This is a genomic window from Chryseobacterium proteolyticum (genome assembly GCF_046591535.1).
GTDB classification, from domain to species: Bacteria; Bacteroidota; Bacteroidia; order Flavobacteriales; family Weeksellaceae; genus Chryseobacterium; species Chryseobacterium proteolyticum.
Window position 1 is genome coordinate 51935 of the sequence record NZ_JBJLWK010000007.1, and the last position, 14234, is coordinate 66168.

At 32.9% G+C, this 14234-nt stretch carries 13 protein-coding genes and 1 pseudogene; 3 read left to right on the forward strand and 11 right to left on the reverse strand.

All coding sequences use genetic code 11. From position 1 onward, the window contains the following. The first annotated feature begins 78 nt into the window (after nucleotides 1–78). From ACJ5H0_RS21385 to ACJ5H0_RS21395, 3 genes are all read left to right on the forward strand, one after another. Entirely contained in the window at nucleotides 79–762 is a 684-nt protein-coding gene (locus tag ACJ5H0_RS21385) for a glycosyltransferase (RefSeq protein WP_411251964.1), read from the forward strand. Nucleotides 763–881: 119 nt separating this feature from the next. After that, the gene (locus ACJ5H0_RS21390) at nucleotides 882–1538 is read left to right on the forward strand and encodes a glycosyltransferase (RefSeq protein WP_411251965.1); all 657 of its coding nucleotides are present in this window, start codon (nucleotides 882–884) and stop codon (nucleotides 1536–1538) included. A 186-nt stretch (nucleotides 1539–1724) separates the two neighbouring features. Further along, nucleotides 1725–2771 (forward strand): glycosyltransferase family 4 protein, encoded by a 1047-nt coding sequence (locus ACJ5H0_RS21395; RefSeq protein WP_411251966.1) that lies wholly within the window; start codon nucleotides 1725–1727, stop codon nucleotides 2769–2771. Nucleotides 2772–2859: 88 nt separating this feature from the next. On the opposite strand, the gene ACJ5H0_RS21400 is transcribed toward ACJ5H0_RS21395, so the two are convergent. The 11 genes and pseudogenes from ACJ5H0_RS21400 to rpmF all read right to left on the reverse strand — a co-directional run bounded on the left by ACJ5H0_RS21400 (nucleotide 2860) and on the right by rpmF (nucleotide 14231). Next, nucleotides 2860–3993, reverse strand: coding sequence for a glycosyltransferase (locus tag ACJ5H0_RS21400; RefSeq protein ID WP_411251967.1), 1134 nt, complete (start codon nucleotides 3991–3993; stop codon nucleotides 2860–2862). An 83-nt stretch (nucleotides 3994–4076) separates the two neighbouring features. Continuing rightward, a complete protein-coding gene (locus ACJ5H0_RS21405; RefSeq protein WP_411251968.1) occupies nucleotides 4077–5027 on the reverse strand; it encodes a hypothetical protein in 951 nt (316 codons plus the stop codon). After that, nucleotides 5024–6013 carry a hypothetical protein gene (locus ACJ5H0_RS21410; protein ID WP_411251969.1) on the reverse strand — a complete coding sequence of 330 codons (990 nt, stop codon included), beginning with the start codon at nucleotides 6011–6013 and terminating at the stop codon, nucleotides 5024–5026. Before ACJ5H0_RS21410 ends, ACJ5H0_RS21405 begins: the two co-directional genes overlap by 4 nt. A 23-nt stretch (nucleotides 6014–6036) precedes the next feature. After that, complete coding sequence (locus ACJ5H0_RS21415) at nucleotides 6037–7017, reverse strand: glycosyltransferase family protein (protein ID WP_411251970.1); 981 nt, start codon at nucleotides 7015–7017, stop codon at nucleotides 6037–6039. Nucleotides 7018–7021: 4 nt separating this feature from the next. Then, nucleotides 7022–7771: a glycosyltransferase family 2 protein gene (locus ACJ5H0_RS21420; protein ID WP_172280862.1), complete on the reverse strand. Its 750-nt coding sequence runs from the start codon at nucleotides 7769–7771 to the stop codon at nucleotides 7022–7024. A 39-nt stretch (nucleotides 7772–7810) separates the two neighbouring features. Further along, nucleotides 7811–9364: a glycosyltransferase gene (locus tag ACJ5H0_RS21425; RefSeq protein ID WP_411251971.1), complete on the reverse strand. Its 1554-nt coding sequence runs from the start codon at nucleotides 9362–9364 to the stop codon at nucleotides 7811–7813. Next, nucleotides 9364–10612 (reverse strand): annotated as a pseudogene (gene rocD / locus ACJ5H0_RS21430) (ornithine--oxo-acid transaminase). Before rocD ends, ACJ5H0_RS21425 begins: the two are co-directional and overlap by 1 nt. Before the next feature lie 173 nt (nucleotides 10613–10785). Next, the gene (locus ACJ5H0_RS21435; RefSeq protein WP_411251972.1) at nucleotides 10786–11808 is read right to left on the reverse strand and encodes an MAC/perforin domain-containing protein; all 1023 of its coding nucleotides are present in this window, start codon (nucleotides 11806–11808) and stop codon (nucleotides 10786–10788) included. A gap of 162 nt (nucleotides 11809–11970) precedes the next feature. Further along, on the reverse strand, nucleotides 11971–13326 hold the full coding sequence (gene accC, locus ACJ5H0_RS21440) for an acetyl-CoA carboxylase biotin carboxylase subunit (protein ID WP_411251973.1): 1356 nt from the start codon (nucleotides 13324–13326) through the stop codon (nucleotides 11971–11973). 98 nt (nucleotides 13327–13424) lie between these two features. Beyond that, nucleotides 13425–13904 (reverse strand): acetyl-CoA carboxylase biotin carboxyl carrier protein, encoded by a 480-nt coding sequence (gene accB, locus ACJ5H0_RS21445; RefSeq protein ID WP_172280853.1) that lies wholly within the window; start codon nucleotides 13902–13904, stop codon nucleotides 13425–13427. 123 nt (nucleotides 13905–14027) lie between these two features. Continuing rightward, a complete protein-coding gene (gene rpmF / locus ACJ5H0_RS21450) occupies nucleotides 14028–14231 on the reverse strand; it encodes a 50S ribosomal protein L32 (RefSeq protein ID WP_172280851.1) in 204 nt (67 codons plus the stop codon). Between the last annotated feature and the right edge of the window lie 3 nt (nucleotides 14232–14234).

Sequence of the window (14234 nt, forward strand, 5' to 3'; positions counted from 1 at the left end):
AATATATTGGCCAATTTGTTGGACAGATATTTTTATGTTTTTAAAGCGTATTTTTGTATTGTAGAAACATAAAATTAAATGAAAAAAGCGATCTGTCTTTTTATAGTAGGAGAAAAATATCAGAAAATATTTAATAAAAGTAAAACTCAGTTTAAGAAGTACGCACAAAAATGCGGTGCAGATTTAATTATTCTTGACAAACCTCTGGATGAAGACTTTTATCGCCCATTATTATCACAAAAATTACTTATACCTTCCAAAATAATGCAATATGATATCGTTTTGTTTCTGGATCTTGATATTGCGATATCTGAAAAAGCTCCATCTGTATTTGAATATCTTCCTGAGAATAAATATTTTGGAGCAGTCCTTGATCCACGGGGAACAGAGGAGTTTAATAAAACCTGGGGACATATTCCAAGAATATTGGAGGAAACCACTGAAATATATTTTACAGATAGGCATTTTGATACTCATCCTTTATTAAAGGGAAGTATTAACGGAGGAGTATTTATTTTCCGTCCAAAAAAAGTGGCAGATATATTTAAAGACTATTACTTTTCAGAGCATAATCAGGGAGAATTAAATAGCTTTGAGGAAACTCCCTTCGCATATATATCCCAGGTCAATGGGTGGTTTGAAGCATTACCAGCTGAATTTAATGTTCAGGTCTTATACAAAATAAAAGGAACTAAGGAAGGAAATCAAATTGAAGCGTTTGAAAAAAAATGTTCCAAAGTTCATAAAAAAGTACTTTTGTAAAAAAAATGGATACTGTATCTTCCCTACAAAAAAATATAAAAAATTTGTAAGAAAAGTTATTGCTGAAAATTATTTTGTTCACTTTGCAGGTAATTATCCGATAATTTATAATTAATGATATGAGAGTTATTAACCAAATTTTACAAAAAATCGTAAGTATTTCTTACGGGATAACAGTGAACAATGAAGCTGATGAAATTGTCAAACTTTTAAATGCCTTACTTCCAGCAATAAATAAAAATGATGAAGTTATTGTATTGCAGGATATAACCAATAAAAATCAAAAAGTTAGTGACATTCTTGATACGTATGGGAATAAAATTATCCGGATCGAAGCACGTCTTGACGGTGATTTTGCAACCTTTAAAAATAATCTGATAAAAGTTGCCAGGAAAGACTATTTATTTCAAATAGATGCGGATGAGATTCCTGAACCTTCTCTTATGATAAAAATAAAGCCATATCTTTTTAAAAAGAGGAAAAAAGACGTTTTCATGGTTCCTAGAATAAATATTGTTCATGGAATTACCGATGAGCACATAGAACGCTGGAATTGGCTGGTTAATGACAAGGGGTATATTAATTTTCCGGATTATCAGCATCGTATTTTTAAACTTAACAGAGGAATCAAATGGGAAAATAAGGTGCACGAAAAACTATGCAATTATAAAAAAATAGCAGGTCTTCCAGCTTCTGATTATTCAATGTGTTTGCTGCATATTAAAGAGATTAAACGACAGGAACAGCAAAACTCTTTTTACGATACCATTGTATAGATATTCTTATGAGTATAAAAGTAATTTTAGATGCTGATGTTATAGCAGATTTTTATAAAGATAACAGGACCGGAATCTTTAGGGTCACTTTGGCTTTTTTTCGGGAATTAAGTAAGAATAGTACAATAGAAACATTTTACTCTCATTTAAGTGTGTTGAACAATGAAACAAGTACAAAAGAAATAAATGATTTTTTTTTCTGACCATTCCATATCAATAAAAGAAGCCAATCAAAGATATAGGAGGGTATTTTTACCATTCAGGAAAGAAAAGCTTTTGCGTCATTTTTATAATAGGAGAGGTATTTACAATTATAAGAATGTGCATCTTGAAGAGATTTTTAGAAAAGCTGAAATTTTTCACTCTTTCTATTACCCGATCAATAATGAAATAAGGAAGTATGGAAATTTAAAAAAGATTGTTACCGTTCATGATTTAATACCTATTTTATTTCCGGAACTGCACTTTAATGCAACTCTTATAGAAAAAATTATAGAAAGTATAGGAGAAGATGGATATGCTATTTGTGTCTCTGAAAATACGAAAAAAGATTTACTCAACTATGCTCCTCATATCAATCCTGACCATGTCTTTGTTAATTTATTAGCAGCCTCTGAATCTCTTTTTTATGTGTGTAAAGATGTTGATAAATTTAATTCAATAAAGGAAAAGTATAATCTTCCTGAAAAATATTTTTTAAGTGTAGGAACTTTGGAACCTCGTAAAAATGTTGATTTTGTAATCCGTAATTTTATCAGGGTTATTAAAGAAAATGATATTGACGATTTAGGATTAGTACTGGTAGGTGCAAAAGGATGGGATTATGATAAAATTTTCGATGAGTACAATAATGCAAAGGAACTAAAAGATAAAATTATAATCACAGGAAGAGTTCCTGATGAAGATCTGGCCAGCTTATACAGCCATGCACATTCTTTTTATTATATGTCTTTTTATGAAGGTTTTGGTTTGCCTCCTTTAGAAGCTATGCAATGTGGTGTGGCAACGGTGACATCTAATACTTCATCTTTACCGGAGGTTGTGGGAGATGCTGGAGTTATGCTGAGCCCAGACGATGATGAATTACTATATCAAACTATGCTGGATTTATATGTAAATGAAAATGTAAGAGAAGAATATGCTAAAAAGGGACTGGAGCGTTCTAAACTGTTTTCATGGAAAAAAAGTTCAGATGAACTTGTTGCTATTTATCAACAGATCATTAACCTTTGATTGTGACTTCATGATAGAATACCAGCTTTAATCTGAAAAGGAAATCAAAACAAATGTTTCCTCAAAAAGGAAACATTTGTCAAGTGGTCTATTTAAGAAGCTCAAAAATTTCATCTTTCTGAGCCTCGATCGAAAATGGATAGATTGCTTTTTCTGAATTATTATGTAAAGTATCCCAGGTATTTTTATCACTGCATATCTTAATGATATTATCCGCAAACTTCTGATAATCCTCATTTCCTGCAATCATTGCCGTTACTCCATCTTTCAAAAACATTCCCTCAGCACCTATTTCTGTCGTGAGTACAGGTAAAGTATACTCGAGGGCCTGTCCTATTTTTCCTTTTACACCGGCTCCGAATCTTAAAGGAGATACCGATGCAAAACAATTTTCATAGTATGGGATGATATTTTCCACAAAACCGGCTACTTCAAATTTATCAGAATTCATATCTATAATGGATTGTGGCGCCTCAGATCCGATTATCGTAATTTTCAGATCAGGTAAAGCTTTCCAAACCAATGGCATGATCTTGTGATAGAGAATCTCTACGGCATCTACATTTGGATCGTGTAAAAATGTACCGATGAAGAATATACCATTTCGTTTTTCAAAAGGTGGCATATCTTCCGGTTTAACTTTGAGATTATGAACATTACTGACAGTAAATAATTTGGATTCATCTACAAAAGCAGTCATAAACTCCTTTTCCTTATCACTTATTACCGCAATCTTGTCTGCTTTTTTACACAGTTCAGTTTCAATATATTTATAGTGAACAAGTTCCTTAGCTCTGTTTTTATCATATTTAATTTCAAGGCCTCTTTCCATTCTTAGATAATGAATGTCTACCATATCATAAATTATCTTGGCTTTTGGCGCTTCCTTTCTGAAAAAATCCAGATAATATTCAAAAAGTTCAGGTCTATGACACCACACAAAATCAAGTTTAGGAAGAAGATTGTTGATGAAATGCTTTTTTCCTTTCATGATTCCGTATTTTCCTATAAACGGAGTATAGACAATTACATTATGATCATTCAGGTTTTTAATGTATTTTTTTGATTCTACCTTTGGAATTGCTTTTCTCCAATCCATTAAATAGACATTATAATGTTTGGCTAAAAATTTGGCAATCTCGGTGATTCGATTCGAAGCGGAATCTTTATCAAAAGTAGGAATCTGACTATCTACAATAAGGACATTTTTTTTTATTCTCATCAGGAATAATGTTCTTTTCGGATAAAGGATAATGGTTCTTGAGATAGATATAATTTTTTATTTTTCTTTTAATGCCCATTGCTTTATAATTTGAATATCTTTTGTGTAAAACTCTTAACGGTATATTTATTGAGAATATCCTGTGGAATTTCAACATAATCAAGCTTTAGAAAATCCTTGATTACTTCTGTATCTAAATTACTACTATCGATTATTAACATATTATTAGGATGATAAAAATCGTAATTTTTTACTTCTGAATTTGTCGTAATCAGTTTTTTACGGTATCCTAAACTTTCAAAGGTTCTGAAAGAAAGTCCCTTCTGGTCATGTCTTTGTATATCTATCATTGCCTTGGATTGGGAGATAAGTTTCTTAGTTTCACTAAGTGTCAAGTATTCTGTTATAGAGTTTAAATGCGGATACGTTAATTTTTCATACCAAAATAAAACAAAATTAATAGAAAACCCTGCATCAAATAATGTTTTTGATACTTTGTCAATTTCCCCTATTCTTGAATCATAAGACGATATATTAAAAATGTCGTATTTAGTTAGTTGATTTTCAATTACTTCATCGTAAATGAAATTTGAGGTTTCTATAAATTGGTGTCGATCAATATCTTCTCTGTCATAGGAATAAATCTCGTCGAAAAAGTGTGATATTTGTAATTGTCGGGGGTATTTTTTACAACTATCATAATAATAAGCAATGAAGCTTTTTGTCTTCTTTTTTAATTCTTTTAATAGAGAATCTTCTAGCATGTCAGGTCGGATCACAAAAATAATATCCTGAACTTCGGTGATTTGATTTATTACTTGTCGGTTAAAGTATTTTTTTTTGATATTAGTCCCAAACAATTTTGTAATACCATTCCATATTTTCACAAAAAAATTAGGATAAGAATACTTTATCGTATCGGTTTTAATATCTGTAACTATTATGGATGCATCCGACTGAAGCTCTTCAACAACAAAATCAATATAACCATATGCAAAGGGATAGATTAAAGTAATTTTTTTCTTTGAAGTCATTTCGTAAATATTTCTTTTAGCTTCTCTTCAAATGAAATTTCTTCATTAAGAACCATTTTTTTGTAGGGTTCGAAATGAGGAATATGTTTAGGATAGTTTTCCAGAACATCTTTTATTTTTGCAATAATATCTGGAATTTTGTTTTCATTGAAAGTGAATTTATATTCATCCGGAATCATAAGATCTTCATAATAAGCAGATGAACCATTCTTTCCTGAAATAATACAGCAATCCTGCGAAACAGATTCTCTTAACATTTTGTCTCTTCCCGGATTTTCCCCAAAATCAACATACAGTAAAGATTTTTCCATAAGATCTTTAATCTGGCTTGCATTCATATTTTGAACTGGAACCCAAATCAGATCTGGTGAACTTTTAATTAATTGTGCGATTTCTTTTTTTCCTTTACGTGGATTGTATAGGATTTTTTTATTGTTAAGATCTTTTATAATAGGCTTCTTGTTTTTTAAGAAGCTGGGATTGATATAGTCACATACAAAATCAATCTGATTATCGGGAATTCCATGTTCTTTAATATAAGCCGATGAACGGTAAGATTGAGCCCACTGGAAAACATTAGGTAGCTTCTCAAAATGATATTCTTTGTCAGCTTGTCTATAGAAAAGCCTTGTAAATATACTTTGCTTTCTTATTCTATAGTCCATTAATATTTTATAAAAATCTACGCTCAACCACCAGATTATCTTCTGACTTAGCGGATATTCTTTTATCAAAAAGGTCATCGATTCGGGAACGATAAGAATATTTTCCGGATGATCTTCAATCTGTTCTATCTCAGTAGTCTGATAAATAGAGTAATTAGCAGGTTTTGCATTTTTCCGTTTTGGAATATAATGCATAAAAACATGTTTAACCTGTAGTTGATAGAGTTTATCTGCAAGCTGATGTAATGCCTCAGGACCTCCTGTAACACTGTTGGGTGGACAAAATATGATGATTTTAGACTGATCAGTAAGTGTAATCATTGGTTTATAGTTGAAATAATTTTTTAAGCCAGTTTAAAAACACGATCAACCCAGCTATCAATTGTGTAAAAGTAATAAATATTGTCTGGAATCTTCTCGTACGGCTGTTCAAAAAATTGGGTATTCAGATTACTGCAGGTTTCATCTAGAACTAGGATGTTGTTGGGATTATAAAAATCGTAGTCTTTAATAGCTATGTTGTCGGTAATGATTTTCTTTTCGAGTGCCATTGCTTCAAAAACCCTGAAACTTAATCCGTGTTGGTTTTCCCGTGTAAGATCGAGTAGGGCTTTCGAGTTTTTATAATATCCCGGAAGATCCTGATGGGAAATTTTCTTGATACTAAAGATAATGGATAAGCTTTCCGGCACTGTAATAAATAAATTCTTTAGTTGATTTTTCCAGCTTTTCTTACCGATAATCATAATTTGAAATTTTAAATTCAAAGCGATTAACTTCTTCGTAAGTAACTTAATAAAAGAGACTCTTTTATTATCGTAGGATGTAATATAGAAAAGATCCATTTCCGGATTCTGCTCCTCCGAAGAATGGTGATCCAGATAAATATAATTGGTCAGCTTTTCAAAAGCGTGTTTTTTAACATCAATAATATCAAATGAAAAAATTTTATCAAAAAGCTTAAGTTTTTCAATTTCAACAGGGAGCCTTTCAAGGCTATCGTATAGATAAGTAATAAGTCTTTTGCTGTATGCCTTAATTTCCTGAAGAGTAGATATATCAAATGTGTCAGGATTTAGAACCAAAATTTGATCCTGAGGGCCTAATGCTGCAAGCGAATCGATAACAAACTGTTGTCTTTTCTCCGTTTTCAGGTTCTTATTTAAAAAAACCTTACTGATGGCATTAGTTGCTCTCTCCTGAAAGTTTGAATGCGTAACGTTTCCGATTTTAATATGATGTGCATCAATACCCTTTTTACATAGTGTATCTACAATATGTTTGTCGTAGCCCCAAAAATCATAACTAATTACACAAATCTTCATTCAACTATTTTTGTTCCTTTTTTAATGATTCATACGTTTCATAAGTGCTTAACGCCTGCAAATATGAAAGCTGATAACCTTCTTTTCCATCTAATATTCCTAACCGCAAAATGTATGCCTTGAAAAACTTGAACGCTGTTTTGGAATATTGTGTTATTAGATTAAATTTTTTTCCTTTATTTGATAGTTCCTGTCCTTTCAGAATTCCATAATGAATCATTTTATTTTTATAAGACTCATAATCTGAAACGGAAAAATGAAGTAGTTTATTCTTCAATTCTCCAATTGTTCCGGAAACTTCTAATGTTTCATGTACTTTTTTTTCTGAAATATATCTTGCCTTTGACTTTCTGAACAATCTGAAGTTCTTGTCAGTCTGGGTTCCTGAATAATGAATAGGTTTCCCTGCAAAGAAGAATTTTCTGTAAAAATAATAAGCATCTTTTTTGTCCGGTTTTTCGAGTTCATTAATTATTTCAGCTTTAAGATCCGGGGTAATTCTTTCATCACCATCCAGAAATAGGACCCAATCATTTTTAGCCTGATCCAGAGCTATATTTCTTTGTTTAGTAAAATCTTCAAATTTATTTTGGATGATTTTTACATTGGGATTAGCTTTAGCAATATCTAAGGTTTTATCGGTGCTAAAAGAATCTACAATTATAATCTCATCACAAAAATCAAAACATTCAAGGACTTCCTGTATATTTTTTTCCTCGTTATATGTTATGATTAAGCCGCTTATATTTATCATAACCATTTAGATGTTTGAAAACCATTAAAGTTAGGTCTTCTAAAACAGTTTTAATTTTCCAAAGATAAGTTTTAATTTGAATTTTTCTATGGAGTCATCCCCTTTTATATCTATTCTACATAGCTCATATTTCTTAGATGGATAGTAATTTACTCTGTTTCCAATTCTTACGGCAAAATCAATTCCCAACTTTTTTAAGGTAAAAAAAAGCTTTTTCTTATCCTCACCTTTCTTGGGGTATTTCCCATAAGGATAAGCAAGGACCTTTTTATACCTAATATGATGGTCACTGAGAATTTGCATATTTGTTTCAAGATCCTTTTCGGTTTCTTCTGGTGTTAATGTTCTCAGATTTTCATGAGCATGAGTATGCAAGGCAATCTCAAAATAATTCGGATCAAGATTTCTGATATCTTCAAAAGTCATCATGGGATAATCTTTGTATCCCTCCTGAATAAATTTTGTAGGAATAAATATAACAGCTTTTAAGTTGTATTTTTCCAATAGGGAAGGGAGATAGTCGAAATTATTTTTATAACCATCATCGAAGGTTAATATAATGCTATTCCTAGTCGGAATGTTGATTTCCGAAAAGAATTTAGAAGTGTAATTTTTGTCTTTCAGATATTTAAACTGACGCTCAAGATTATCAAGGCTTACCATGAGGTCATCTGTACTTTTTTCTCCTATCTGGTGGTACATGAGGATAATCAATCTGTTTTCAGTGAAGAAAATGAGATAGAGTCTGAAATGTATCACTAAGAATACCAATATAACAGATATAATAATTAGGGATAACATCATACGGCTTTCTTGTGGTATTTTTTTTTCAAGTTCTTCTAATTTTATTTTTTCACGAAGTTTAATGTACTTGAGAAATGTATAATAAGACATGGTTTTAGCGATATAATATCCGGCAAACCCATCCAGGAAGCCCAATTTAAAGATAAAAACTTTTATAAATTCGAAAACAGGGCTTACGATAACCTTAAAACGCTTGATTCTTTTTCCTTTTTCAAACATTTTCTCGGCCATCATATCAGAATATTTATTGATTTTTGATACATGGCAATGTATACTTCTGTAGGTATAGTGATCTAGCTTGCCATCGAGATTTCCTGCTTTTTTATCAGAGATTAGATATTCATGTACTTTATCATCTGAATATTTTGCCGAATCCTTCCTGAACAATCTTTCTCGGGATACAGTTCCCCAGCCTCCATACCTTATCAAATGAGTCCCTAGGTGGTTATTAAATTTCGCCTTATAAATATGATATTCAGGATTATTTAACGACGTTACATGCCTGATAGAATTTCTTAGTTCCGTATCAGGGATTTCATCAGCGTCCAGAAATAAAATCCATTCACCAGAACATAATGAAAGGGCATGGTTTTTCTGTTCACCATACCCGTTAAATTTCTTTTCAAAAAACTTGACTTCGGGATATTGTTGAAGAACAATTTCTTTTGTGCGATCAGTTGAATAGCTATCGACGATTATAATTTCATCGACGATATTATAAAGGGAATCTAAAAGCCTTGCAATGTTATGCTCTTCATTATAAGTAATGACAGCCAGAGTAAGAGACATTATTTAAACTCGAGAATCGTTTTTTTTAATGATTTCTATACAATCAAGTAACTGCTCCTCTGTAATGACCAAAGGTGGTGCTAATCTGATGATATTTCCATGAGTAGGCTTGGCAAGCAGTCCGTTTTCTTTTAATTTCAAACACAGGTTCCACGCTGTAGAACTGTCAGGAGTATCATTGATTAGAATCGCATTTAACAATCCTTTACCTCGTACTTTAGTAATAAGGTCAGATTTTTCAATTAATTTTTGAATCTCATTTCTGAAAAGCTGTCCTAATTGTTCGGCTCTTTCAGATAAGTTCTCATCTGCTACAACATCTAAAGCTGCTACGGCTACTGCACAGGCTATTGGATTTCCTCCAAATGTTGAACCGTGCTGTCCGGGTTTAATAACGTTCATGATTTCATTGTTAGCAAGAACAGCAGATACAGGATACATTCCTCCGGAAAGTGCTTTCCCTAAAATCAGGATATCTGGCTGCACATTTTCATGGTAACAGGCAATCAATTTCCCGGTTCTTGCAATACCCGTCTGTACTTCGTCCGCAATAAAAAGAACATTATGTTTTTTACACAGCTCAGAAGCTCCTTTAAGAAAGCCCTCATCCGGAACATACACTCCGGCTTCACCCTGAATGGGTTCAACTAAAAATGCGGCAATATTTTCTGCTTCATTGTTTAATACTTCTTCCAGAGCTGAAAGATCATTATATGCGATTTTAATAAAACCCGGGGTAAAAGGCCCATAATTTTGATTCGCATCCGGATCGTTAGAAAATGAAACAATAGTAGTTGTTCTACCATGGAAATTATTTTCGCAAACAATTATTTTCGCTGCATTTTCTGAAATACCTTTAACTTCATAACTCCATTTTCTGGCAAGTTTCACTGCTGTTTCTACTGCTTCAGCACCAGAGTTCATGGGTAACACTTTATCAAAACCAAATAAAGTAGTAATCTTCTTTTCGTACTCTCCTAATTTTGAATTGTAAAAAGCTCTTGAGGTAAGGGCAAGCTTTTTAGCCTGATTTACTAAGGCATCTACGATTTTTGGATGGGAGTGGCCCTGGTTTACGGCAGAATAAGCTGAAAGAAAATCATAATATTTCCTGCCTTCTACATCCCATACAAATACACCTTCTCCTCGGTCTAAAACTACGGGAAGAGGATGGTAATTATGTGCTCCATGCTTGTCTTCAAGGTCGATAAAATACTGTGAATTTTTTTCTGTTTCTACTGTTGACATATTCTTTTGGTTTTGTACAAAGTTAATAATTATAATGTTGGATTGATCAGTGATATGTTTATTTTTAATTTTGAATTTCAGGAAGGGGGTAGTTTCTGAACTCTCCCCATATTTTATAAATAAAAATCCGCCTTTTACAAAGCGGAATATTATAAAATAGAAGTGATGATATATTACTTGGCTAAAAGCACTTGATTGGTAGCAAGATATTGATCAATGTATGATTTCATTTGAGATTTCTTTATTGGATCTTTTATGAAATCATATAGTATTACCAAACCATGAGGTCCAAAATCAACTAGTACAGAATTATCTTTCGTAGAAGTACTTTGCCAATCTGATATATTGATTTTTGGGATGCTTTGATCTATGTTTAAGATATTAGCAAAACGTTTTGAAAGTTCACCTCCCCTTGTTTTATAGTATAGTTTTTTAGAATAATTTTTAGAGGCTTCCTGTACGTCAATATCATTGGATGTGATTGATTTTAAACCATTTACCGCAATTGCTATACCTGCTCTGGCCGCTTTGCTACGATCATGATTTGTTGTTTGCGCCTGGAAAAAGATATCTAATTTAGCTCCTGTATAAATATCCACCGTAACGTGTGTGCCGTAATCGTGTACTATTTGTTCCGGTGTTTTTATTTGTAGATCCTTCAGGAAATTTTGGGTTACATAACTCGTAAGTAAATCTGTTGTTGCGTTGATTCTGAATCTTTTTTGCTTAATTAAAATATTGTAGCTTCCATAAATAAATTTCGGATCGAAATAACTGTGATTATTAATTAGAGCAGATTTGAAAGGACTTGATATCGTCTTTCCATATAATAGCATTTGATCAGTTGCGCTCACTTTTCTTGAAATCACTTTTGAAAAAGCTGCAGCATCTTCACCATATTCATCAGAATATTCCTGCGTCAATGTATTTTCATCAACTAATCTTGCGCTTTGCTCTGTTTTAAATTTATCAATATCAAGAACTTTAAAACCCGTAGAGTTAGAATTTGCATATTCGCCAGTAACATTATAACCATATCCTAAAGCATTGTAGTAACCAAATTCCTTACTATCTTCAAGTGATATCGGATTTTCATTTGAAGTTTCGGGGGTCGTTTCAATAACTTCATCACTAGAGCAGGATGACATAAAAAGAATAAGCGAGGTGCTTATGCAGAATAAGATTTGTTTCATCATAATTTTTTTATCGCGACAAAAATAACATTAAATCAAAAAAATGGGAAATAATGAGGTCTGATAAAAGTCATGACAAATCATTTTGTAATGTAAAAATGAAAGTAACTCAAACAAAAAACTGCCCCGATTTGAGGCAGTTTCTGTTTTTTATATTAAATAATCTTAATGATTATCATATTTTCTATCCATTACAAAGTCTTCCATGAACTTTGTAGTGTAGTTTCCTGCAAGATAATTTTCGTCATCCATTAATTGTCTGTGGAAAGGAATCGTTGTTTTTACTCCTTCAATATAAAACTCTTCCAATGCACGTCTCATTTTAGCAATTGCTTCTTCACGGGTTTGAGCCGTAGTAATTAGCTTTGCAATCATAGAGTCGTAATTAGAAGGGATCGTATATCCTGAGTAAACATGAGTGTCTACTCTTATTCCATGTCCCCCAGGGATATTTAATCCTGTTATTTTTCCTGGAGAAGGTCTGAAGTCAGCATATGGATCCTCAGCATTAATTCTACATTCAATTGAATGTAATTTCGGGTAATAATTGATTCCTGATATTGGAGTTCCTGCAGCTAACAGGATCTGTTCCCTGATCAAATCATAATCAATTACCTGCTCGGTAATAGGGTGTTCTACCTGGATCCTTGTGTTCATTTCCATGAAATAGAAATTTCTGTGTTTGTCCACCAGGAATTCGATTGTTCCCACACCTTCGTAACCAATGAATTCAGCTGCTTTTACTGCTGCTGCTCCCATTTTCTCACGAAGTTCATCGGTCATAAACGGAGAAGGAGTTTCTTCTGTCAATTTTTGATTTCTTCTTTGTACAGAACAGTCTCTTTCAGAAAGGTGACAGGCTTTACCATATTGATCTCCTGCAACCTGAATTTCAATATGTCTAGGCTCTTCAATTAATTTTTCCATGTACATACCTCCGTTTCCAAAAGCAGCTACAGCCTCCTGAATGGCAGAATCCCAATGCTCCTTAAGATCTTCTGCTTTCCAGACAGCTCTCATTCCTTTTCCACCTCCACCGGCAGTTGCTTTGATCATTACAGGATATCCTATCTCTTCAGCAACTTTCACTGCATGCTCATATGATTCAATAAGACCGTCAGAACCTGGAACACATGGCACACCTGCAGCCTTCATGGTTGCTTTGGCGTTCGCTTTGTCACCCATTTTCTCAATTTGTTCTGGGGAAGCACCAATAAACTTAATCCCATTTTTCTGACAGATTCTAGAAAAATTTGCATTTTCAGATAGGAATCCATAACCAGGGTGAATTGCATCTGCATTAGTAATCTCTGCAGCAGCAATGATATTTGGAATTTTAAGGTATGAGTCTTTGCTCATTGCAGGACCAATACAAACTGCTTCATCGGCAAATCTTACGTGAAGACTGTCTTTATCTGCAGTAGAGTAAACTGCAACGGTTTTGATCCCCATTTCTTTGCAAGTACGAAGAATACGCATTGCAATCTCGCCACGGTTGGCTATTAATATTTTTTTGAACATCTTCTTCAATTTGAAAATTAGATAATTTGAAAATTAGATAATGTTATTTTAATGTAGAATTTAATCTAACATCCAATGTCTAACATCTAACTTCTAAATTAAGATGGATCTACTAGGAATAAAGGTTGGTCGTACTCTACAGGAGTAGCATCGTCTACCAATATCTTAACGATTTTACCGCTGATCTCAGATTCTATCTGATTGAATAATTTCATTGCTTCAATTACACAAACGATTTTTCCGTTGGAAACTTCATCACCTACATTTACAAAAACGTCTTTATCTGGAGATGGCTTTCTGTAGAAAGTACCAATCATTGGAGACTTAATAGTTAAATACTTGCTGTCATCAGAAGCTGCTTCTACTTTTTCAGTTGGGGTAGTGGCAGCAGGAGTTTGTACAGGAGCTGCTACTTGCTGAGGAGCAGTGTGGTAAACTGCTGGTTGTGCATAGTTTACTTCGCTTCCTGCTAATGGAGTTTTAATAGTGATTTCGAAATCTTTAGTCTTGTATTTAACCTCTGAAACTTCGGCTTTAGATACAAACTTGATAAGATTTTGTATGTCTTTAATGTCCATAAATTTGATATTTGATTTTGAGCCAAAGATACCAAAAAAACATAAAAAACAACAAAAAATCGCCCAATTTTGATGAAATTGGGCGATTTTTGTATTAAAATGAGGTTTTTTTAAATTTACCTCTTAGTTTTCTTCAGTAGTTTCCACTGTTTTCTCTAGTACTACTTTACCTCTATAGTAAAGTTTTCCTTCATGCCAGTGAGCTCTGTGATAAAGGTGGTGTTCACCTGTAGTTGCATCTTTCGCTAATTGAGGAACTACTGCTTTGTAGTGAGTTCTTCTCTTATCTCTTCTTGTGGACGACTGTCTTCTCTTTGGATGTGCCATTGT

Bases quoted from the DNA above. Each gene is read 5' to 3' on its own strand.
- ACJ5H0_RS21410 (WP_411251969.1), bottom strand. From the start codon at position 6,013: ATGATTACACTTACTGATCAGTCTAAAATCATCATATTTTGTCCACCC.
- accC (WP_411251973.1), bottom strand. From the start codon at position 13,326: ATGTTCAAAAAAATATTAATAGCCAACCGTGGCGAGATTGCAATGCGT.
- ACJ5H0_RS21435 (WP_411251972.1), bottom strand. From the start codon at position 11,808: ATGATGAAACAAATCTTATTCTGCATAAGCACCTCGCTTATTCTTTTT.
- ACJ5H0_RS21385 (WP_411251964.1), top strand. From the start codon at position 79: ATGAAAAAAGCGATCTGTCTTTTTATAGTAGGAGAAAAATATCAGAAA.
- ACJ5H0_RS21425 (WP_411251971.1), bottom strand. From the start codon at position 9,364: ATGTCTCTTACTCTGGCTGTCATTACTTATAATGAAGAGCATAACATT.
- ACJ5H0_RS21415 (WP_411251970.1), bottom strand. From the start codon at position 7,017: ATGAAGATTTGTGTAATTAGTTATGATTTTTGGGGCTACGACAAACAT.
- ACJ5H0_RS21400 (WP_411251967.1), bottom strand. From the start codon at position 3,993: ATGAGAATAAAAAAAAATGTCCTTATTGTAGATAGTCAGATTCCTACT.
- ACJ5H0_RS21420 (WP_172280862.1), bottom strand. From the start codon at position 7,771: ATGATAAATATAAGCGGCTTAATCATAACATATAACGAGGAAAAAAAT.
- ACJ5H0_RS21395 (WP_411251966.1), top strand. From the start codon at position 1,725: ATGATTTTTTTTTCTGACCATTCCATATCAATAAAAGAAGCCAATCAA.
- accB (WP_172280853.1), bottom strand. From the start codon at position 13,904: ATGGACATTAAAGACATACAAAATCTTATCAAGTTTGTATCTAAAGCC.
- rpmF (WP_172280851.1), bottom strand. From the start codon at position 14,231: ATGGCACATCCAAAGAGAAGACAGTCGTCCACAAGAAGAGATAAGAGA.
- ACJ5H0_RS21405 (WP_411251968.1), bottom strand. From the start codon at position 5,027: ATGACTTCAAAGAAAAAAATTACTTTAATCTATCCCTTTGCATATGGT.
- ACJ5H0_RS21390 (WP_411251965.1), top strand. From the start codon at position 882: ATGAGAGTTATTAACCAAATTTTACAAAAAATCGTAAGTATTTCTTAC.